The sequence below is a fragment of the Kitasatospora sp. NPDC086801 genome, assembly GCF_044745805.1.
Lineage (GTDB): Bacteria > Actinomycetota > Actinomycetes > Streptomycetales > Streptomycetaceae > Kitasatospora.
This window is the reverse complement of the sequence record NZ_JBIVAX010000002.1, coordinates 85,971-106,418: the sequence shown is the minus strand read 5'-3', so window position 1 is coordinate 106,418 and position 20,448 is coordinate 85,971. Positions and strand designations below refer to the sequence as shown.

Here is a 20,448-nt window from a genome sequence, read left to right as displayed (position 1 = left end):
CCGGACTGCTGAGGCTCGTACGAACGACTGAAGCCCGTCCGGACTGCTGAAGCCCGTACGGGCAACGCGAAGGGGCGGGACCGGATCTCTCCGGTCCCGCCCCTCCGTCGTACCGGGGGCGTCAGCCGCGCTGGATGCCCGAGGTGTCGGCCAGCAGGCCGACGGTGCCGTCCTGGAGCTGGGCGACCAGCGCGCTGCCGCGCTGCTCGACCGCCAGGTACCAGGTGCCGGGCACCAGCTCGCCGACGGGGGCGCCGGCCGGGTTGTCCTTCGACGCCAGCGAGCGCGGGGCCGGGACGGCGAACCAGAACGGTGCGAAGTCGGCCGCAGGGGCCGCCGGGGCCTGCTGCGCCTGCGCGGCCGGGGCCGGCTGCGGGGCAGCGGCGGCCGCAGCGGCCGCGTCCTGCGGCTGGCCGGCCTGCACCGGCTGGCCGGCCGCCGGGTAGCCGTAGCCACCGGGCTGGGCGCCGTACGCCGGGGCCTGGTTCGGGTCCTGGCCCGGGGCCGGGTAACCGTACTGGCCGGGCTGAACCGGCTGGCCGGGCTGGCCCGGAGCCGGGTAGCCGCCCTGGTACGGGACGGCCGCCGGCCGCTCGGTGACCAGCGGGGCCTTCAGCGCGGGCACCAGCGGCGCGGCCGCGGCCGCACCGGCCAGCACGATCAGCGCGATGAGGCCGAGCCAGGCGCCGAAGCCGTGCCCGAAGCTGCCGCCGGACTGGCCGCCGCCCAGCGACCACAGCGCCGTCCACAGCGCGACGACGGCGAAGGCGATGCCCCACTGGTCCAGCCGCAGGCCGAGCACCTGGCGCCCGGCCGCGGCCTCGCCCTGGAAGCGGTGCAGCAGGATCAGCACCGCGGCGGCGATGCCGAGCAGGTAGATCGACGGCAGGATGGGGAACAGCTGGGTGCTCCACGCGTTCTGCGACGTGTCGCCGCAGTACCGGCCGGTGCAGTCCACCGTCCAGTAAGGCAGGAAGGAGGCGATGAAGAGCAGGACGGCCGCGCCGGCGACGGCGGCGTCTCCCCTGGTGAGAGCGCGCAGATTCACTAACGTTCCCCTCGTTGACGTGTCGTGGACGGCGGTTCGTGCGGTCGGGCTGACCGGCCGAAACTCCCGAACGGACCAGAAGCCTAGGCCCAACCGCACCGCCGGTGCACGGCGGGACCGGGAATGGGGCGAAGTCGTTGCGAACGGCGCGGGTCGGGCAGGGCGCACGCCGCCCGCCGCTCCCGCCCAACTCCCTTACCGCGTGGTCAGATACGCCGTCAGCGCGTCGGCGATCCCCTGCGCCGCCCGCTGCCGCCACTGAGGGTCCGTCATCCGCTTCGCGTCCGCCGGGTTGCGCATGTTACCGCACTCGATGAACACCTTCGGCACCGTGGACAGGTTCAGGCCCCCCAGGTCGGAGCGGGTGTCCAGGCCGTCGCGTGCGATGTAGTCCGCGTACGGCTCGTCGGTCGCGGCGCGGAAGTGCTCGCGCAGCAGCAGGCCGAGCCGGCGCGAGGGCTCGACGATCGCCGAGTTGTCCGCCTTCCCGGCCGCCACCTTCGCCGGCAGGATCACGTGGAACCCGCTGCCGCCCGCCGGACCGCCGTCCCCGTGTACCGACAGCGCCACGTCGGCGTGTGCGTCGGCGCCGGCCCGGGCGCGCTCGTCGATGCACGGGCCCCACGGGCGGTCGCCGTCCTGGACCAGCACCACCGTCGCGCCGCGGGCGGCCAGGATGGCGCGGGCCCGGCGAGAGACGTCCAGGGTGTACTCGGCCTCGGTGTAGCCGGAGTTGGTCTCGGTACCGGTGGTGTCGCACTCCTTGCGGGAGTTGCCGATGTCGACCTGGCGGTTGATCTCGGCGGCGTGCGCGGAGTTGCCGGGGTTGTGGCCGGGGTCGAGCACGATGGTGCGGCCGGTGAGTGCGGTGGGGGAGGCCGGGGTGTCCGACGGGGTGGGCGTCGCCAGGGGCGTCGGGGTCTGGATCGGGGTCTGGGTCTGGGTCGGGGCCGGGGTGCCGGCTGCCGATGGGGCAGGGGCGGTGGTTTCCGGTGCGGTGCCGGCCGGTGCGGTGACGCCCGGTGCGGCGGTTCCGGCCGGTGTGGTGGCCGGTGCGGCGGCGCCGCCCACCGGGGCGGAGCCGCCGAGGGACTGCCAGCCCAGCCAGCCCGCCAGGCAGAGCGGAACGGCCGCGCCCACCGCCGTGGTGGCGCGCAGCAGGGTGGAACGGCGGGGCGGTCGGGAGCTCGGGCCGGTCACGGGTGGGTCAGATCCTGTCCTGGGTGCGCGGGGTGAGGCCGTACGTGTCGGCGATCGGCTTCCACTTGCCCGCGAAGTCCTTCTTCGCCTGGGTGGCCTGCGGGTTGAGCTCGTCGGCCCGCTTCTTGTCGGCGGTGCTCGGGGCCGAGCCCGAGCAGCCCTGGCCGGCGACCGCCCGCGCCCAGCTCGCGTACGCCCGGTCGATGTCGGCCGACAGCTGCCAGGCGGACTTCAGCGACGCCACCGCGTCCGCGCCGCCCGGCACGTCGGAGGCGCTCAGCCCGGCGAGCTTGCGGAGCAGTTCGTCGCGCTGCTTGGCGCCGTTGTCGAACACCTGCGCCGCGCTCTCGATGTCGGCCTTCGCCGGGCAGCTGCTCACCTTGGCGACCGCGCTGCCGATCGGGGCCTTCGCGCTCTCGCCCTCGGTGAGCAGGCCGTCCAGTGCCTGCGCCTGCGTCCTGGCGTTGGCCCCGGCACCGCTCGCGGCCGGGGAGGGCGTCCCCGCGGGCGAGGCCGGGTCGGTGGCGGCACCGCTCGGCGCGGCGTCCGTGCCGGTGGGCGCCGGGGCGGGCGGCGGGTTCCCGGTGGACGTCGCGGAGGCGGCGGACGGGGCGGGCGCGGCCTGGTCCTTCTTGTCGCCGCTGTTCCTGGCGGCCACCAGCAGGCCGCCGCCGACCGCCACCACCAGGAGCAGCGCGAAGCCGATCAGCAGCGGCGCCTTCCGGTTGCCCGGGCGGTCCTCGTCGTCCGGGTCCTCGTAGTCGGAGGGGTAGTCGGAGGGGTAGTCGGAGGGGTAGTCGGAGGGGTAGTCGGAGGGGTAGTCGGAGGGGTAGCCGGGCTGGCCCGGGTACGGGGCGGCGGCCGGGCCGTACGGGGGCTGCGGCGGGCCGGCGGGCGGTTGCGGCGGCGGGTACACGTAGCCGGGGCCGGGGGCCTGGCCGGACACGTAGCCGGGGCCCGGGGTCTGCGCGGACGCGTGGGAGGGGAACGGCGCGGGCGGCGGCACGGACGGCGGTTGCGGGGCGGCGGCCAGGTACGGGCGGGCGCCCAGCGGCGGGCCCTGGTCCCCGGCCGCGCCCGCGGCGGGCGGTGCGGCCCCGTCCTGAGGTGTGCTTCCGGGCTGCGCCGGGGTGGGCTCGACAGGTTGCTGCGGGCCGCGCACCCAGCCGCCCGCGCCGCCGCGCGCGGTGGGGTCCCAGACCGCCGGAGCGGTGTTGTGCTGGTCCGTCATGTGCCGCTAGCCCCCACCGTCCGCCGATGCTCTGCCTGGTGCTGCGCGGACACCGTACCGTTCGAACCCCCGCCCGACAGCTCCGGCACGACGTTAGAGCATCCGTGCAGGACTGTGGGGGCGCTCGACGGATCGGGCGGCGGGTCGGCTCGTCCCAGGGGCCCGGCCGGTGTTCGGTCAGCGCCCGCCCGGCGCCCGGCTAGCGCGCGACGGCCCGGCGCAGGACGCGCAGCGAGCCCGTCACCGAGACCTCCTCGAAGCCCTCGGCCAGCGCCCGCAGGTACACCCGGTACGGGGCCTGGCCGCCGTCCGCCGGGTCCGGGAACACGTCGTGCACCACCAGCAGCCCCTCCGGCGCCAGGTGCGGGGCCCAGCCCTCGTAGTCACCGGTCGCGTGCTCGTCGGTGTGCCCGCCGTCGATGAACACCAGGCCCAGCGGCCGCCCCCACAGCGCCGCGATCCGCGGCGAGCGGCCCACCAGCGCCACCACGTGCTCCTCCAGCCCGGCGGCGTGCAGCGTCCGGCGGAACCGCGGCAGGGTGTCCATCAGCCCCACCTCCGGGTCCACCAGCGTCGGGTCGTGGTACTCCCAGCCGGGCTGCTGCTCCTCCGAGCCGCGGTGGTGGTCCACCGTCAGCGCGGTCGTCCCGGCCTCCCGGGCCGCCGCCGCCAGCAGCACCGCCGAACGGCCGCAGTAGGTGCCGATCTCCAGCACCGGCAGCCCGGTGCGCCGCGCCGCCGTCACCGCCGCCGCGTACAGCGCCAGCCCCTCGTCCACCGGCATGAACCCGGTGGCCGCCTCGAACGCCGCCAGCACCTCGGCCGCCGGGTGGACGCTCTCCAGCAGGTCGGACATGACGGTGCTCCTCGGGCTCGGGACGTGCGCGAACGCGTTCGCCCCGGACCCTACTCGACGGTAGGGCCGCTGGCGTCGCCAGGGCGGCGGCGGTCAGCCCCCGGAGCCCGGGCGGGGATCAGTCCTTGAGCAGGGCGCGGGCGACCCGGGCGCGGTGCGGCCCGAGCTCGGCGGCCACGGCGGCGGCCTCGGCGGCGGTGGTGGTGACGGCACCGGGTGCGGCCGGGGCTCGGTCGACCAAGGCGATCCGCAGATGGGTCGGCGGGTGCGGTGGCGTCGGCGGCGGGTGCGGGCGCGGTGGCGTCGGGTATGGACGTGGGCGCGGGGGTTGGGGTTGGCACGCCGGTGATCATGGCAGAGGGGGTCGTGGCGGGACAGCGGCTTTCCGCCGATCGTTCCCGGCCGTTCTGGAACGTGTTCCAGTCGGGTCGTGCCGCCCGTGCCAGAATCGGGCCGGACCGCGGAAACCGAGCACACGAGGCACACCGGGAGCAGCCCCATGCGCGCAGCCGTCCTGCACGAGACCGGCCAGGACACCCTCGACGTCCGGGAGGACGTGACGGCCGTCGGCTTCGGGCCGGGCACCGTACGGGTCCGGATGCGCGCCGCCAGCCTCTGCCACTCCGACCTCTCCGCGATGAGCGGCGTCCTGCCGCAGCCCGCGCCGTTCGTCCCCGGGCACGAGGGCGCCGGGGAGGTCGTCGAGGTCGGCGAAGGCGTGGCCGGCCTCGCCCCCGGCGACCGCGTGGTGCTCTGCTGGATGGCACCCTGCGGCCGCTGCGCACACTGCGAGCGGGGCCGGGGCCACCTGTGCATCGCCAGCCTGCGGCGGCTCGGCGCGCCCGGCTTCCGCTTCGAGGACGGCGGCGCGGTGGTCGAGGCCTCCGGGTTCTACGGCACCGGGGCGTTCGCCGAGGAAGTCGTGGTCGCCGCGGACGCCGTCATCAAGGTGCCCGCCGACCTGCCGTACGAGGCCGCCGCGCTGATCGGCTGCGGGGTGACCACGGGCGTCGGCGCCGCCGTCAACACCGCCCGGGTCGAACCCGGCGCCTCCGTCGCGGTGATCGGCGCCGGCGGGGTCGGGGTCGCCGCCGTGCAGGGCGCCCGGGTCTGCGGCGCCGCCCGGATCACCGTCGTCGACCCGGTCGTCTCACGCCGCGAGCGGGCACTGGCCTTCGGCGCGACCGAGGCGATCGCCCCCGAGGAGCTCAAGGCGACGGCGAAGAGCGTGTCCGGCGGCGGCTTCGACTACGTCTTCGAAGCCGTCGGCCGGGCCGCCACCGTCCGGGCCGGCTACGACGCGGCCCGGCGCGGCGGCGCGGTCGTGGTGATCGGCGCCGGCGCGCAGGACGACCTCGCGCAGTTCACCATGGGCGAACTGTTCTTCAACGAGAAGCGCCTGCTGCCCTCGCTCTACGGCGGGGCGCCGGTGGACCGCACCATCGCCCTGGTCGTCGACCTGTGGCGGGCGGGGCGGATCGACCTCGACGGCATGATCAGCCACCGCGTCGCCCTGTCGGACGTCAACGAGGCGATCGCCCAGATGCGCAGTGGCGAGGCGCTGCGGACGGTCGTGACGCCGGGGCTCTGAGGCCGGGGCTCTGACGCCGGGGCGCTGGGTCCGGGGTTCCCCCTGAACGCGGCGAAGGCCCGCCGGGGTGCCCCCCCCCGACGGGCCCTCGCGGTGCGGGTGTGCTCAGCCCTGGTCCGCCGCGGCGCGGTGCCGCCCGTGCGGGTCGGCCTCGGGCTTGTCGTCGGCGGCGGACCGGCCCCGGTGCCGGCCGTGCGACGAGGTGTCCCCGGCGGTGCTCTCGTCGGCGCCGGTCCCGTTGGCCGTGGGTCCGGTGGTGTCGGTGAGGGTGTCGGACATCAGAAATCGTCTTTTCCGTGCGGAGGGTGCAGGTCATCGGCGCCCGGCCGGCGCTTGGCGGCGCGCGGTCGGGTCCCCGATCGGGCGCTCGGTACGCGCCACAGCCGGTGATCGCGGCCCGTGCCCCGGCCACCATAACGGCCGGAACGGACGAGATCCTATCGAGATCATGACGCGCGCCCCGCCGTCGAACCCAGCCAGTGACCCACCAACTCGCGGTACAGCGGGGACAGCACCTGTAGATCGCCGTGCCGGGCGAGCACCCCCCGCCCGCCGTCCAGCAGCAGCACCCGGTCCGCGCGCAGGGCCGAACTGATCCGGTGCGCGACCACGACGAGAGTCCCGGGCCGGGCCGCGAACGCCCGCTCGATCCGGTCCTCCGCGCGCGCGTCCAGGTGACAGGTCGCCTCGTCCAGCACCACGGCCACATGCTCCCCGGCCCCGAACCCGACTTCCAGCCCCTCCAGCACCGCCGCCCCGGCCCTGCTGTGCCGGTACCTCAACTCGCTGACCCGGACCTCCGGCTCCTGCCCCGGGGCTCTCCCCGGCAGCGCGCTGGGGGCGGTGTCCGCCGGAGGGTTGATCGTGGTGGCCGCCAGGCGGTCCAGGACGACGGCGAGGTTGAGCAGCCAGCCTCCGACCGTGCCCGCCAACGTCCGCACCGACGGGTCGAGTTGCTGAAGCAGATAGGTCGCGACGCCGAGCAGTTCGCCGGGGGTCAGGGCCTCGCGGGCGAGCAGCCGCGGCGCGGCGGCGAGGACGGCCAGGACGGGCAGCCGGCCGCCGAGAGCCACGACCAGCGCGCGCAGGGCCGAGGCCCGGCCCAGGGCGCGGGAGGCGGCGGCGCTCGCCCGGGCGGCCCTGGTCAGCGCCTCGGCGACCTGCTCCCGGGTGCCGGTGGCCTGCACGTCGCGCAACCCGCGCAGCGCCCGCCCCGCCTCGGCGGCCAGTCGCTCCTCGGCGAGCACGACCGTCCTCCGCCGCGCCACCAGCGGGCGCAGCAGGCGGGCGAAGAGGAACCCGGCGGCGAGCAGCGGCAGCAGGACCAGCGGCAGGACGGCGGGCGCCAGCAGCGCCAGGCCGACCAGGGCGGCGGCCAGGGTGACCCCGACGCCGCGCAGGGTGCGCAGCAGGGTGGCGGTCAACTGCCGCGCGGACTCCACCTGTTCGGTGAGCCGGGCGACCTCGGCCGGATCCGCCGACGGCCGGGCGAGCGCACTGTGGACCACCCGCTCGACCAGGGCGTCCCGCAACGGCTCCACCACCGCCGCCAGGTACGGGAACCCGGCCCGCGCCGCATACGCCCGGAAGGCCATCGCCGCGCCGAACCCGGCCAGCCAGGCCACCCCGGCCCCCGGCCGCCCGGCCAGGAACCCCTGGTCGACGGCGGCCGAGACGAGCAGCCCGGACAGCAACGGCGGCAACGCCTCCACCCCGGACCACCCGAGCAGCCGAAGCAGCGGCCCGCGCGTGACGGCAAGCTGCCGGAGCAGCAGCACCCACCCGGGGGAGGCGAACGCGGGAAGTCGGCGTCGTCGACTTCCCGTACCGAGCAGTCGGCCCGCGCCGGCCCGGCGCGGGGCCCCGGCCGCCGGGGGCTGTGGCGTGAGGCGTCGATGCCGTCGACTTTCCGGGTTGCGGGATGGGTTCGCGTCGGCCTGGCGGGTGACCGGGGCGGTCGGCTGAGGTGGGGGAAGTCGGCGTCGTCGACTTCCTGGGGAGGAGGACTCGCCTCCGCCGACGTGGTGCTGGAGGGGCGGGTCTTCGGGGCGGCTGTCCTGTCGGTGCGGGGCGTCTGCTGACGCGCGCCGTGGTACGGGAAGTCGGCGTCGTCGACTTCCCGTGCCGGGCGATGCCGGAGGAACGGCGGCCGGGGGTGGGGCCGGGGGTGGGGGTGGGGGTGTGGCCGGGGTGGGTGGTTGCGTGGGAAGTCGATCGGGCCGACTTCCTGTGCCGCCGTCGGGTGGGGTGCGGTGGCGGGCCATCAGGCGGTGGCCGTTCGGAGGGTGGTGTCGGACAGGGCGGCGCGGTAGTCGGGGTCGGCGAGGAGGGTGGCGTGCGGGGCGAGGGCGAGGGCGCGGAGGCGGCCGGCGTCGAGCCAGGCGACGAGGTCGGCGCGGGCGGCGACGCCGGCGCGGTGGGCGACCACCAGGCGGGTGCGGCCGAGGGTGGCGCGGTCGAGGGCCTCGGTGACCAGGTACTCGGTGGCGAGGTCCAGGCCCGAGGTGGCGAGGTCCAGGCCCGAGGCGGCGTCGTCGAGGACGACGACCCGGGCGGGCTGGGCCAGGAGCCTGGTCAGGCCGAGGCGTTGCAGTTCGCCGCCGGAGAGCCGGAGTTCGTCGAGCGGGGTGTCCCAGCCTCGGGGGAGCCGTTGCAGGAAGCCGTCCGCGCGGGCGGCCGCTGCCTCGGCGGGGCCGGCGCCGGCCAGCGCGTCGCGGACCGTACGGCCGATCAGGGCGGGTCGGGTGAAGGCGTAGCCGACCGCGTGGCGCAGTTCGGACGGGGCCAGCGCGTCCACCGGGACGCCGTCGATCAGTACGGTGCCCTCGTCCGGGTCGCGCAGCCGCCCGGGCAGCGCGGCCAGCAGGGACTTGCCGGAGCCGGAGCGCCCCACCAGCGCGACCGTGCGGCCGCCGGGGACGGTCAGGTCGAGCGGGCCGAGCAGCACCCGGTCGCCGTCGCGCACCACCACGCCGCGCAGGACGACCTCCCCGTAGCCGCCTGCGGGGAGGGCCGCCCGGCCGGGTGCGGCCGGTCGGACGGCCAGCAGTTCGTCGGCCCGGGCCTGCCCGGCGCGGGCGTGCGCCACTGCGACCAGCGCCTCGACCTGCTCGAAGAGTCCCGCGCCGAGTGCCGCCCAGCCGGCCGCGGCGGCGAGCGCCCCGGGGGCCAGGGTGCCGTCGGCGAGGAGCGTCCCGGCGGTGGCGAGCACCGCGACCTCGACCGCCGCGATCAGCAGGGTGGCCTGCCAGGCGGTGCGCCGCTGCGCCGCCCAGAGCGCGTGCCCGGCGGCCGACAGTTTCGGCAGTGGCGCCAACACCCGTGCCGCCTCGCGCTGTTCGGCACCGGCGGCGTGGATGCTGCGCAGTCCGGTGAGGGCGCCGCTGAGCCGGGCGGCGAGGTCGGCCTGGACTTCCTGGTAGCGGGCGAACACCGGCCCGGCCTCGCGCAGGAAGAGCCGGATCAGCACCACGCCGGGGATGACGCCCGCGAAGAAGGCGAGCGCCAGCCACGGCGACAGCAGCCCGAGCCCGAGAATCGCGCCGGCCGAGGTGAGCAGCGCGGTGGCCGCGCCGAGGACGGCGGGCAGCCGGCCGCCCGCGTCGCCGGCGGAGCCCAGGAGGCGGGCGGCGAGGTCGCCGGGCGGTGGTCCGTGGCGGAGCCGGCCGCCGGGCCCGAGGGCGAGCAGGTGGCGAACGAGGCGTCCGCGCAGGGCGGCGGTGGCTTCGGCGGAGCAGGCCGGACCGGCCGCGGCGGCGGTGGCGTCGGCGGCGGCGGCCACGCCCAGGACGAGGGCGAGCCGCACGAAGGCGCCGGGCCCGGGCCGGTGGCCGAGGGAGGCGTCGACGGCTGCGGCGAGCACGGCGGGCAGGGCGAGCGTGGTGGCGGCCTCGACCGGCAGGGCGAGGCCGAGCGCGAGGGTCCAGCCGGTGGGACGGCGGGGCAAGTCGGTGCTCCCGTCGGAACGTTGAGTCGGTCGGGGCAGGGCAAGGCAGGGCAGGGCAGGGCAGGGGAAGCGGGAAAGGGGAAACGGACGGTGCCGCCCCGCCTGTCCGGACAGGCGGGGCGGCACCCACGGCTCACCGCCTGGATCAGCTGTTGGTGAAGATCAGACAGGTGAGGACGAGACAGGTGTACTGACAGCCGGCGCCGTGGCCGGTCAGCTCGACGGACTCGGTCTCCGGCAGGTCCTGCAGCGCCGCGAGGTCGGTCTCGAAGTCCACCATGTTCTCCATGATCGGGTTCCTCCCCTGGAACTACGCCCGCCGCGATCTGCCTGCGGGCATCGGGTGTCGCCCCCGGGCGGCTCGGTCCGCCGCACCGGGGTGGTGCCCCGGGCCGCGTCGGGCCCGGGAGTCTGTGTGTTGAGGCATCGAGGCATCGAGGTGTCGAGGCATCGAGGTGTCGATGTGCCGACGCGCCGAGGCATCGAGGTGCCGAGGTGTCGATGTGCCGACGCGCCGAGGTGTCGACGTGCCGGGGCTCGGATCAGCCCGGTCGGCCGGTCCGCAGGAACGCGGCCAGCAGTTCGTGCAGCACGGCCGCGCCCTCCTCGGCGAGCACCTCGTGGCCGGAACCGGCCGCCTCGACGTACCGGAAGTCCGCGCCCTCGACCCGGCCGATCCGCAGCAACTCGTGCCGCAGTGAACGAGACTGGCTCACCGGTACGACCTCGTCCCGGTTGCCGTGCACCACCAGCAGCGGAGCGCTCAGCCGGTGCGCCAGTTGCAGGACGTCGCGCGGGCCGCGGGCGTCGACGATCAGCTCGTCGCCGGCCAGTCGGGTGGTCAACGCCCGTACGGGGGCGGCTGCTTCGGCCAGCAGTCGGGCGCCGGACAGGAACGGCGCGACCACCGCGCAGCGGGACACCTGCTCGGCCGGCGCGTGCGCGGCCGCCAGCAGCGCCAGGAACGCGCCGTAGCTGACCCCGAACAGGGCCGGCGGCTCCAGCCCGAGTGCCGCGCGCTGGCCGGCGATGCCGTCCAGCAGGTACAGGACGTCGTCCAGGTCGGGCCCGCCCCAGGCGCCCCGGATGGCCATCGCGTGCGCCACCCCGTAGCCGGTGGAGCCGCGTTGGTTCGGCGCGATCACGGCCAGGCCCTCGGCGGCCATCCGCTGAAGGGCCGGGTCGAACTCCAGCCGCCAGGCGTCCGCCGGGCCCCCGTGCAGCGCCAGCACCAGGTGCGGGCTGCTCAGCCAGGCGTCCCCGCCGTACACCACGGCCTCCAGCGGCCCGGCCGGGCCGGCGAGTTCGAGGCTCTGCGCGGGCTGCCAGCGGCCGCCGTCCCCGGGCGCGGTGCTGCCGTCCACCCGCCAACCTGGAGGCTGGGTGCGGGGGACGCGCGGCCGCCCGGCTGCCAGGGCGGCACGGTGTCCCGCCACGGACCGGGCAGGCCGGAGCCCAGCGGCGCCAGTTGCAGCGGCAGCGGCATCGGGCCGGACCCGGCCGTCGCAGGGCCGTGCGCCAGCAGCGCGTCGACGTCCAGGGCGGCCAGCGCCGCCGGGTGGTCGGGCGCGGAGTACGGAAGCCGCAGCGCCGCCTCGCCCCAGTGCCCGACCGCGCCGAGCCGACCGGGCGGCACCGGCAGTGGGTCCAGCGTGCCGACGGCGGCCCGCCACAGGGCGAGCGCGGAGCCGGCGCCGTGGTCGACCTGCACCGCCACCTGCGGTCCGTCCGCCGTCCGCCGCAGCGCGACCGGCCGCAGGAACATGCCCGCGACGTGCAGGCACTCCGGGAACCGCAGCGGTTCGCCGCCGCCCAGCACGCCCCAGCCGAGCCGGTCGGTGCCCGGCGCGTCGCTGCGCACCATCGCGAACCGGCTGTCCGGGTCGAACAGCACCAGCCGGTCGTTGCTGCGCTCGCCGATCTCCAGCAGCGGGGTGGTCGCGCCGCTGCGCAGGTCCAGCACCACGGTGCGGACGAGCCCCGCGTTCACCCGGTCCAGCGCCAGCAGCGCCCCGGGGTGGTCCAGCCACGCGCCGCCGCCGTGCAGCCCCGGGATCTCGGCGACCTGTTCGGGTTCGCTGCCGTCCGTCCGCACCAGCCAGGCGGTGGTCGCCGGGCGGGTGTCCGTCCCGAGGGCGAGCGCCACCGGCGTCCGCGGGCCGGCCCCGGGAGGCGCCGGGACCGGCAGTAGCCGCAGCCCGGGCATCCGGATCGTGGCCAACTGCTGCTCCACGGCGGCGTTTTCGCCGTACGAGAGGCGGACAAGGTCGTGCCGTTCGCCGTCGTGCCGGCAGACCAGCACCGAGCCGTCCGGCAGAGCGACCAGCTGCGAACGCAGGCTCTCCGACCGGTTGCCGGGCAGCGGCAGCGCCAGCGGGGTGGCCGGCCCGCCGTTCGGCGGCAGCCGCCAACTCTCCACGTACCAGCCGCCGTCGGCGGCCGAGGCGAGGCAGGCGGCGTGACTGCCGTCGGCGGCGAAGGTGAAGCTCAGTCGGCGCAGCGCCTGCGCGACGGTCCGGGTGGCCACATTCATGCTCCGCTCACCCCGCTTGCCGCGCCTTGGAGCCGGCGCACGGCGGGCGGCGCCGGGTCCATCCAGAGCCGGGGGCCGCCGTGCCGCAACCGCAGCAGGAAGGCCAACGCGCCCGCCGTGCCGGTGCCGTAGCCGGCCGCGCACCCCGCTCCGGTCTCGTCCGGCAGCACCAGCAGGCCGTCCCGCAGCGCCGACCGGGCGGCGATCAGCTGCGCCAACTCCTCGGCACCGGAGCGGAATTCCGGCTCGGCGGTGAACTCGGCGAGGTCGAGCAGGTACTCGCCGTCACCGGCCAGCCCGTGACAGGCGCTCACCCCGCCGTGCCAGCGCCCGGCCAGCGCGGCCCGCCCGGCGGCCAGCGCCAGTCCGTACGCGGTGGCGTCGCCGGTGGCCAGCCAGAGGCGCAGCAGGAAACCGCCCGCGCCGGACGAGCCGCTGCACCAGTGCGACAGCCGGACGCGGTCCGGATCGCCCGCGCTCTGGGGCCACCAGGCGCTCTCGCGCGGCGCGTCCCAGCGGACGGTCGCGGCGAGCGTGTGCCCGGCCTCGACGGCGCCGGCGAGCAGCTCGCGGTCACCGGTCGCCTCGGCGGCGGCCAGCAGGAAGGCGCCCACGCCGGCCACACCGTGCGCGAAGCCGAGATGGGTGATCCCGGCGAGCGCCGAGTCGAAGTCCGCCGGTACCGGCCACACCCGCCCGTACGGCTCGCGGCGGGCGGCGGCGAGCAGGGCGCGGCCGCAGCGGGCGGCGCGGTCGAGGAAGGCCGGGTCACCGGCGGCTTCGGCGGTGAAGCCTTCGGCGGCAAAGCGGAGTTGGGTGAACCCGGAGCCGGCCGCGCCGTGGCAGACATCGGGGTTGGGCCACTCGACGGGGATCCGCCGGGCGAGCGCGGCGGCCCGAACGGCCAGCCCCTCGTCGCCCAGCGCCCGGGCGGCGTCCAACAGCGCCCAGGCCGTCCCCGACCGCCCGAAGTGCAGCCCGGGCAGCACCACCGGCTCGGCGGCCAGGCGCCGTTCGATCCACCCGGCGGCCGTCCGGGCCGTCCGCGCGGCCTCCGCGCGCACCCCGCCCGGCAGGCCCTCCGCCGCCACCGCCCGCGCCAGCACCGCCAGCACCCCGGCGGCGCCGTGCTGCACATTGCACGGATCCGTCCGCTCCCCGGCGGGCACGACCGGCCACAGCCGGTCCCGCCGTCGCGGCGTGGCCGTGACGGCCAACTGCCGCAGCCCGTCGCACAGCACCCGGTCGAGGAGGTCGGCCGACGCGCCGTGGGTGGCGGCGTCCGGGGCGGCGCCGTCGGGCCGGACGGCGGCCCGCAGACCGCCGGCCGTGGTGGTCGCGGCGGTCGCGGAACGGCCGCCGTGGGCGTCGCCGGAGTGCTCGGCGGGCGTGGCCCGGTGGGCCGCGGCGCGCCACGGCGGAGCGGCGGCGGCCCGGATGGCACCGGCCCCGGCGGGCGCGGCGCTGCTGTCGGCGGCTCGCTGCGGGGGTGCGGCGGCGCCGGTCGGGCCGGCGGCATGCGGGCCGTCGGGGCGCCCGGTGTGCGTGTTCCGCCGGTTCGGTGCCTGCCACAGGGGAGTGACGGCGGCGATGGTGTCGTGGCCGTGCACGGCACCAGGGGTTCCGCCGCCGTCGGCCGGGTCCGGGTGCGTGTCTCCGCTGCGCCGGGCGCCCGCAGCGGCTCCGCCCGCGAGTTCCGCCCGGACCTGGGCCAGGCTCCAGCGTTGCCCCGGCTGTTCGGCCCGGAGGCCGAGGACGGCGGGGGTGAGGCGGCGGGCGGTGCTGCCGGTGCGGGCGGCGAGGGTGAGCCAGCGGCCGAGGCGTTCGGTGACCGGGCGGGCCTGCGGGAGGTCGTCCGGGAGCAGCGGGTCGTGGCCGGTGGCGAGGAGGAAGAGCAGGCCGCCGAGGGCGTACAGGTCGACGGCCGGGTCGGCGACGCAGGTGCCGTCGTGGACGAGGGTGAGCCGGCCGGGCCCCTGTTCGGGGGCGCGGTAGCCGGGGGTGCCGGCGGATCCGGCGGGGCGGCCGGTTTCGGCGGCGAGTTCGAGGTCGACGAGCCGGAGGCGGCCGTCGGGGCGGACCATCACGTTGCCGGGGGAGAGGTCGCGCAGGACGAGTCCTTGGGCGTGCACCTGCTCGACGAGGTCGAGGAGGGCGTGCGCGACCGGTCCGGCTTCGGCCCAGTCGACGTCGGGGCTGCCGTCGCGCCGCAGTCGGGCGGCGACCCAGGCGCCGAGGGGCTGTCCGGCGATTCGTTCCTGCACGAGGAAGACGGAGTCGTCCCGTTCGATCAGTTCGATCGGGTGGGGCGCGAGGCCCTGCCCGTCCAGCCGGGCCAGCAGGGCGGCCTCGTGCCGCAGGGCGTCGCGGGCGTCGGTGCCGGCCCGGTCGACCTCGATGTGTGCGCGGGCCTGCTTGACCACGACCTCGGCGCCGCTCGCGGCCTCCCGGCCGAGGAAGACTCCGCCCTTGGTGCTGTGCCGTAGGGCGGCGGTGATCGCGTACCGCTCGGCGAGCAGCACGCCTGCGCCGCGCTTCGCCCCCCGCCGGGCCGCACCGGCCTCCAGCGGGTCCCGGGCCCAGGACGGCGCCCGGTAGGAGGCGCCGCGCACGTCTTCGGCCCGTTCGCCGTCCGGTCCGTGCAGGACGGACCGGTACTCGCCGTCGTGGCCGAGTTCGGCGCGGGCCGCGAAGGCGCCGAACCGGTAGTGGACCCGGCTGCCGGGCCGGTAGGGGCGGTCGGAGAGCACGACGGGCCCGGGCAGCCCGGCGGTGGCCCGGTCGAGTCCGGCGGCCAGCCGCCGGAACTGGGCGTCGTCGGCCGGGTAGACGGTGATGAACTTGCCAGCCGAACCACGGTCACTGTTGCGGGAGTTGAGTTCGCTCAGCCGCTCCTCCCCGGTGGCGAACTTGAACGGGCACGGGTCGTCGGCGAGGACCCGTGCGACGGCCGCGAGCACCGCTTCGCCCACCGCCGAGGCCGCGCTGACGTGGAGCTTCCAGCCCTGCCCCGGTAGTGGATCCGACGCGGGCGGCCTGGCCGTGCACCAGAAGCCCTCGGCGGTGACCTCCCAGTCGCCGCCGCCTCCCCGGCCGCCGGCTTCCGCCAGCGCCGCCCGCGTCGTCTCCGGCCACGGTCCGGCCGCATCCGGCCCGTGGCCCGCCGATTCCCCGCCCCCGGCCGTACGCAGCGATGTGCCCGCCTCCATTCGCCACCACATCCCTTCGTCTCGTCCGCCGCCCCGCGCGGTGCCCATCTGCTCCGGCACCCGGGCGTGCGGCCCGGCCTGATCGGTTTCCTCGGAAGGAGCGGGAGTGTCGCCCCGGAGCGGGAGTGCCGCCCCCGAGCGGGAGTGCCGCCTCGGTGTGGCGTACCGCCTCGGTACGGCGCGCCGCCCTGGTACGGCGGTGCCGCGCCTGGGGCAGGAGCCCCGGCCGCGCCCGCCCCGGGCCCGGTCTCGCCAGGGCCCGTGTCCGGCGGAGCGCCTTCCCGACCCCCGGTCGGGGCAACTGTCGGGGCAACTCCCGTTCGCAGGACTGAAGTTACTTTCGAGACGGGGGTGGCTCAACGTGGAGCCAGTCACTTCACTCGTAAGGGTGATCAGGAGGCGGTTTCGAATTCGTGCGAGGGCCCCCGTGTGAGCAGTGGGCGCCGGGCACGCGGGGCGCGTGAGACCCGCGCCGGCCCGCCCGGGCGCCCCCGCCGCAGGTTGACGTGCGTCCGTACGCCATCGGCACCCGCGTCCGAACCGCACCGCCACCTCACCGCCGCCAGGTCGCCGAACGGCCGAGGCCCGACCGCCCCCGCGCGCACGGTAGTCTCGACAGGTGCCGAAACTGTCCGACGTCATCACCGCGCTCGAAGAGGTCTACCCGCCGCAGTGGGCGGAGGCCTGGGACGCCGTCGGCCTGGTCTGCGGAGACCCCCAGGCCGAGGTCGGCCGCGTGCTGTTCGCCGTCGACCCCGTGCAGGCGGTCGTCGACGAGGCCGTCGAGTGGGGCGCCGACCTGGTGGTCACCCACCACCCCCTCTATCTGCGCGGCACCACGAGCGTCGCCGCGACCACCTTCAAGGGCCGGGTGGTGCACACGCTGATCAGCAACGGCATCGCCCTGCACGTCGCGCACACCAACGCCGACCACGCCGACCCCGGCGTCTCGGACGCGCTCGCCGAGGCGGTGGGCCTGCGGGTGACCGGCCCGCTGGTGCCGGACCCGACCGACCCGCTGGGCCGCCGCGGCACCGGCCGGATCGGCCTGCTGGAGCCCCCGCTGCCCCTGTCGGCCTTCGCCGCGCAGGTGGCCGAGGGCCTGCCGGCCACCGCCACGGGCGTCCGGGTCTCCGGCGACCCGGACCGGCTGGTGAGCCGGGTCGCGGTGTGCGGCGGTTCGGGCGACGGCTTCTTCGCCGAGGTGCGGGCGGCCGGGGTGGACGCCTACCTCACCGCCGACCTGCGCCACCACCCGGCGTCCGAGGCCGCCGAGGCGGCGCCGGTCGCCCTGGTCGACGCCGCGCACTGGGCCACCGAGTGGCCCTGGCTCACCCTGGCCGAGCGGGCCCTGCACGCCGCCGCCGACCAGCGCGGCTGGGCCGTGGAGACCAAGGTCTCCCACCGGGTCACCGACCCGTGGACCGCGCACGCCCCCATGTCCTTCACCGCCTGACCCGATTCACAGGAGCCTTCCCCTTGAACGCCGCGCCCGCCGACCAGATCCGCCTGCTCGACCTCCAGGCCTTCGACTCGAAGCTCGACCAGCTGGCCCACCGGCGCCGGAGCCTGCCCGAGCACGCCGAGATCGAGAAGGCCTCCGCCGACCACACCGCGCTCAAGGACCTGGTGGTCGCCGCCGAGGCCCAGCAGGGCGACACCACGCGTGAGCTGACCAAGGCCGAGCAGGACGTGGAGCAGGTCCGCGCCCGGTCCGCCCGCAACCAGCAGCGCCTGGACTCCGGCGCGATCACCTCGCCGAAGGACCTGGAGAACCTCCAGCACGAGATCGGCTCGCTGGCCAAGCGCCAGGGCGACCTGGAGGAGATCGTGCTGGAGGTCATGGAGAAGCTGGAGAGCGCCCAGACCAGGGTCACCGAGCTGACCGCGCGCCTGGAGCACTCCACCGTCGTCCTCACCGAGGCCGAGACCCGCCGGGACGCCGCCTTCGCCGAGATCGACACCGAGGCCGACAAGGTCAGGCGGGACCGCGAGACCGTCGCCACCGTCGTCCCCGCCGACCTGCTGAAGCTCTACACCAAGCTGCGCCAGACGCAGGGCGGCGTCGGCGCGGCCCGCCTCTACCAGCGCCGCTGCGAGGGCTGCCGCACCGAGTTCTCCATCACCGAGTTCAACGCCATCAAGGCCGAGCCGGCCGACAAGGTGGTCCGCTGCGAGAACTGCTCGCGGATCCTGGTCCGCACCGCCGATTCGGGCGCCTGACCCGGTGGCGGCTCGCTTCATCGTCGAGGCGGACGGCGGGTCCCGGGGCAACCCGGGGCCGGCCGGCTACGGCGCGGTGGTCCGGGACGGCGACACCGGGCAGATCATCGCCGAGGCCGCCGAGTTCATCGGCCACGCCACCAACAACGTGGCCGAGTACAAGGGCCTGATCGCCGGCCTCAGGGCGGCCCGGGAGCTCGACCCGGACGCCTCGGTGGACGTCCGGATGGACTCCAAGCTGGTCGTCGAGCAGATGTCGGGGCGCTGGAAGATCAAGCACCCCGACATGCAGCCGCTCGCCGCCGAGGCCCGCACGATCCTCCCGCGCGCCCGGGTGACGTACACCTGGATCCCGCGCGAGCGGAACAAGGACGCCGACCGGCTCGCCAACGAGGCGATGGACGCGGGCAAGGCCGGCCGCCAGTGGGAGCCCCGGCCGCGGGCCGCCGCGGTGGTGGACGAGCCGCCGCTGGAGACCGCCGCCCCCAAGGCCGGCTGGGCCGCCGAGGCCGACCTCGGCACCCCGACCACCTTCGTCCTGCTCCGCCACGGCGAGACCGCGCTGACCCCGCAGAAGCGCTTCTCCGGCAGCGGCGGCAGCGATCCGGAACTGTCCGACAAGGGCCGCTGGCAGGCCACCCGTGCCGCTGAGGAACTGGCCGCCCGCGGCAGCATCCAGGCCGTGGTGGCCTCGCCGATGCGCCGCACCCGGGAGAGCGCCGAGATCGTCGCCGCCCGGCTCGGCCTGGAGGTCCGGTACGAGGACGGGCTGCGCGAGGTCGACTTCGGCGCCTGGGAGGGCCTGACCTTCGCCGAGGTGCAGGAGCGCCACCCGGAGGACCTGGCGGCCTGGCTCGGCTCGGCGAAGGCCAAGCCCACCGGCAGCACGGAGAGCTTCACCACGCTCACCCACCGGGCCGGCGTCGCCCGGGACAAGATCATCGCCCGGCACCCCGGCAAGACCGTGCTGGTGGTCTCCCACGTCAGCCCGATCAAGACGCTGGTCCGGCTGGCGCTCGGCGCCCCGCCGGACGCGCTGTACCGGATGGAGCTGTCCGCCGCCTCGTTCTGCGCCGTCCAGTACTACGCGGACGGCAACGCCTCGCTGCGGCTGCTCAACGACACCTCGCACCTGCGCTGACCGCCCGGGGGGGCGGGGAACCGCCCCCCCGGAGCGGGCTCAGTGCACCTCGGTGACCACCACGTCCAGTTGCCACGGCTTGCGCGCCGTCCCCTCGGCCGCGAGCTCCACCCGGTGCCCCAGCGCCCGCAGCGCGTCCAGCAGCTCGGCCGGCGTCTTCGGCTCGACCCCCGTGACCAGCAGGTCCCGCACCAGGCGCCCCTTCGTCGCCTTGTTGAAGTGGCTGACGACCGTGCGCTTGCCGTCGCGCTCCTGCAGCACCCGGACGGTCGCCGTCCGGGACGCCACCTCGCCGGCCGGCTTCCACGCCGCCGCGTACGCCGAACTGCGCAGGTCCAGCACCAGCCCGTCCGCCACCTCCGGCAGCACGGACGCCATCGCGCCCCGCCAGTACGAGCCGAGCGCCCCCGGGCCGGGCAGTTTCACACCCATCGAGCAGCGGTAGGGCGGGATCCGGTCGGAGATCCGCACGGCGCCCCACAGGCCGGAGAAGACCAGCAGCGACCGCTCGGCCCGCTCGTACGCGGCCGCGTCCAGCGTGGCCAGACCCAGGTTGTCGAACAGCACCCCGGTGTACACCTCACCCGCCGGACGGGCACCCGCCACCGGCAGCCCGGCGTTGCGGGCGATCTCGCCGCGCAGCCCGGGGCTGAGCCCCAGCACCTCCGCGGCGGTGTCCTCGTCACCCCGGCAGAGACCGACCAGCGCGTCCAGCACCACGCCGCGCGCGGCCGTCAGCCCGGGCAGCGACAGCCGGTCGAGCGCCACCGGCACCCCGTCCCCGGACGCGGCCTTGCCCTCCGAAGGCGGCAACAGCACCAGCACAGCGGACTCCTCAACACTCTGTGGCGGATGAACCCCGCCACCCTACGCAAAACCGGCCCGCCCCGGGCGGCCCGTCCGGCCGCGGCTACTCGGCGCCACCGGCCCCCGCGACCACGGCCGCCCCGGCCGCGAGCGCCAGGCAGAGCGGCGAGTAGTACCGGGTGTCCAGCCGCTTGAACCGCTCCGACCGCTCGACGACCCTCCCGAACAGCACCAGGCCGCCGGCGCCGCGCGCCAGCATCACCCCGGCCACCGCCCGCACCCCGGCCCGCCGCAGCCGCCGCGGCCCCACCGCCGGCAGCACCCCGGCCTCCGCCCCCACCAGGTACGCGGCCGTTCCGAGCAGCCCCGCCACCGCGACGCAGGCCGCCGGGGACGGCGCTCCGTCGCCCGCGCCGACCACGGTGTCCGCGAACTCCTCCGGCGTCCGCAGCGGCCACGGCGTCACCGCCCACACCGCGTGCAGCGCCCCCGTCGCCGCCAACACCCCGGACACCGCCGCCCCGGTCGCCTTCACCACACCCATCGCCCGAACCCCCTTCGTGAACGACCACTCGACCCCACCCTACGAGCGCTCACACCCGTGCCCCACCCCGCCCGGGCCCCCGCCCGGGAACGGAAATCCGCTGGGGCCGCCCGGCGTTC

At 76.6% G+C, this 20,448-nt stretch carries 18 protein-coding genes; 4 read left to right on the top strand and 14 right to left on the bottom strand.

The window, feature by feature from the left end; genetic code table 11:
• Nucleotides 1-121 precede the first annotated feature (121 nt).
• The 5 genes from ACIPLC_RS03820 to ACIPLC_RS03800 form a co-directional block, all read right to left on the bottom strand.
• The gene (locus ACIPLC_RS03820; protein ID WP_400470796.1) at nt 122-1,048 is read right to left on the bottom strand and encodes a hypothetical protein; all 927 of its coding nucleotides are present in this window, start codon (nt 1,046-1,048) and stop codon (nt 122-124) included.
• Between the two features lie 195 nt (nt 1,049-1,243).
• Entirely contained in the window at nt 1,244-2,248 is a 1,005-nt protein-coding gene (locus ACIPLC_RS03815; RefSeq protein ID WP_400470794.1) for an N-acetylmuramoyl-L-alanine amidase, read from the bottom strand.
• Nucleotides 2,249-2,255: 7 nt separating this feature from the next.
• Entirely contained in the window at nt 2,256-3,479 is a 1,224-nt protein-coding gene (locus ACIPLC_RS03810) for a hypothetical protein (protein WP_400470792.1), read from the bottom strand.
• A 199-nt stretch (nt 3,480-3,678) separates the two neighbouring features.
• Nucleotides 3,679-4,335 carry a class I SAM-dependent methyltransferase gene (locus ACIPLC_RS03805; protein WP_400470790.1) on the bottom strand — a complete coding sequence of 219 codons (657 nt, stop codon included), beginning with the start codon at nt 4,333-4,335 and terminating at the stop codon, nt 3,679-3,681.
• 118 nt (nt 4,336-4,453) lie between these two features.
• Nucleotides 4,454-4,576, bottom strand: coding sequence for a hypothetical protein (locus ACIPLC_RS03800; protein ID WP_400470788.1), 123 nt, complete (start codon nt 4,574-4,576; stop codon nt 4,454-4,456).
• Nucleotides 4,577-4,834: 258 nt separating this feature from the next.
• Here ACIPLC_RS03800 and ACIPLC_RS03795 point away from each other — a divergent pair, with 258 nt between their 5' ends.
• A complete protein-coding gene (locus tag ACIPLC_RS03795; protein ID WP_400470786.1) occupies nt 4,835-5,926 on the top strand; it encodes an alcohol dehydrogenase catalytic domain-containing protein in 1,092 nt (363 codons plus the stop codon).
• A 105-nt stretch (nt 5,927-6,031) separates the two neighbouring features.
• Here the strand turns inward: ACIPLC_RS03795 and ACIPLC_RS03790 are convergent, their stop codons facing one another.
• The 7 genes from ACIPLC_RS03790 to ACIPLC_RS03760 all read right to left on the bottom strand — a co-directional run bounded on the left by ACIPLC_RS03790 (nt 6,032) and on the right by ACIPLC_RS03760 (nt 15,614).
• Nucleotides 6,032-6,205 (bottom strand): hypothetical protein, encoded by a 174-nt coding sequence (locus ACIPLC_RS03790; RefSeq protein WP_400470784.1) that lies wholly within the window; start codon nt 6,203-6,205, stop codon nt 6,032-6,034.
• A gap of 167 nt (nt 6,206-6,372) precedes the next feature.
• On the bottom strand, nt 6,373-7,704 hold the full coding sequence (locus tag ACIPLC_RS03785; RefSeq protein WP_400470782.1) for a hypothetical protein: 1,332 nt from the start codon (nt 7,702-7,704) through the stop codon (nt 6,373-6,375).
• 485 nt (nt 7,705-8,189) lie between these two features.
• Nucleotides 8,190-9,872 carry an ATP-binding cassette domain-containing protein gene (locus tag ACIPLC_RS03780; RefSeq protein WP_400470780.1) on the bottom strand — a complete coding sequence of 561 codons (1,683 nt, stop codon included), beginning with the start codon at nt 9,870-9,872 and terminating at the stop codon, nt 8,190-8,192.
• A gap of 145 nt (nt 9,873-10,017) precedes the next feature.
• Nucleotides 10,018-10,161, bottom strand: coding sequence for a VenA family class IV lanthipeptide (locus ACIPLC_RS03775; protein ID WP_400470778.1), 144 nt, complete (start codon nt 10,159-10,161; stop codon nt 10,018-10,020).
• 253 nt (nt 10,162-10,414) lie between these two features.
• Entirely contained in the window at nt 10,415-11,236 is an 822-nt protein-coding gene (locus ACIPLC_RS03770; protein WP_400470776.1) for an alpha/beta hydrolase family protein, read from the bottom strand.
• Nucleotides 11,119-12,399, bottom strand: a complete 1,281-nt coding sequence (locus tag ACIPLC_RS03765) for a hypothetical protein (protein WP_400470774.1) — start codon at nt 12,397-12,399, stop codon at nt 11,119-11,121. Before ACIPLC_RS03765 ends, ACIPLC_RS03770 begins: the two co-directional genes overlap by 118 nt.
• Before the next feature lie 2 nt (nt 12,400-12,401).
• Complete coding sequence (locus tag ACIPLC_RS03760; RefSeq protein WP_400470772.1) at nt 12,402-15,614, bottom strand: lanthionine synthetase LanC family protein; 3,213 nt, start codon at nt 15,612-15,614, stop codon at nt 12,402-12,404.
• 619 nt (nt 15,615-16,233) lie between these two features.
• Between ACIPLC_RS03760 and ACIPLC_RS03755 the strand changes: the two genes are divergently transcribed.
• Genes ACIPLC_RS03755 through ACIPLC_RS03745 form a run of 3 tightly spaced genes read left to right on the top strand, consistent with a single transcriptional unit; the run spans nt 16,234 to nt 18,978 of the window.
• Complete coding sequence (locus ACIPLC_RS03755) at nt 16,234-17,070, top strand: Nif3-like dinuclear metal center hexameric protein (protein WP_400470770.1); 837 nt, start codon at nt 16,234-16,236, stop codon at nt 17,068-17,070.
• A 23-nt stretch (nt 17,071-17,093) separates the two neighbouring features.
• A complete protein-coding gene (locus ACIPLC_RS03750; RefSeq protein ID WP_400470768.1) occupies nt 17,094-17,837 on the top strand; it encodes a zinc ribbon domain-containing protein in 744 nt (247 codons plus the stop codon).
• Between the two features lie 4 nt (nt 17,838-17,841).
• Entirely contained in the window at nt 17,842-18,978 is a 1,137-nt protein-coding gene (locus ACIPLC_RS03745; RefSeq protein WP_400470766.1) for a bifunctional RNase H/acid phosphatase, read from the top strand.
• A 39-nt stretch (nt 18,979-19,017) separates the two neighbouring features.
• Here the strand turns inward: ACIPLC_RS03745 and yaaA are convergent, their stop codons facing one another.
• Together yaaA and ACIPLC_RS03735 are read right to left on the bottom strand one after the other, a co-directional pair.
• Nucleotides 19,018-19,803, bottom strand: a complete 786-nt coding sequence (gene yaaA, locus ACIPLC_RS03740) for a peroxide stress protein YaaA (protein ID WP_400470764.1) — start codon at nt 19,801-19,803, stop codon at nt 19,018-19,020.
• Between the two features lie 85 nt (nt 19,804-19,888).
• A complete protein-coding gene (locus ACIPLC_RS03735; RefSeq protein ID WP_363580839.1) occupies nt 19,889-20,329 on the bottom strand; it encodes a DUF3995 domain-containing protein in 441 nt (146 codons plus the stop codon).
• Nucleotides 20,330-20,448: the final 119 nt, after the last annotated feature.

Bases quoted from the DNA above. Each gene is read 5' to 3' on its own strand.
- ACIPLC_RS03810 (WP_400470792.1), bottom strand. From the start codon at position 3,479: ATGACGGACCAGCACAACACCGCTCCGGCGGTCTGGGACCCCACCGCG.
- ACIPLC_RS03805 (WP_400470790.1), bottom strand. From the start codon at position 4,335: ATGTCCGACCTGCTGGAGAGCGTCCACCCGGCGGCCGAGGTGCTGGCG.
- ACIPLC_RS03795 (WP_400470786.1), top strand. From the start codon at position 4,835: ATGCGCGCAGCCGTCCTGCACGAGACCGGCCAGGACACCCTCGACGTC.
- ACIPLC_RS03790 (WP_400470784.1), bottom strand. From the start codon at position 6,205: ATGTCCGACACCCTCACCGACACCACCGGACCCACGGCCAACGGGACC.
- ACIPLC_RS03775 (WP_400470778.1), bottom strand. From the start codon at position 10,161: ATGGAGAACATGGTGGACTTCGAGACCGACCTCGCGGCGCTGCAGGAC.
- ACIPLC_RS03760 (WP_400470772.1), bottom strand. From the start codon at position 15,614: ATGGAGGCGGGCACATCGCTGCGTACGGCCGGGGGCGGGGAATCGGCG.
- ACIPLC_RS03735 (WP_363580839.1), bottom strand. From the start codon at position 20,329: ATGGGTGTGGTGAAGGCGACCGGGGCGGCGGTGTCCGGGGTGTTGGCG.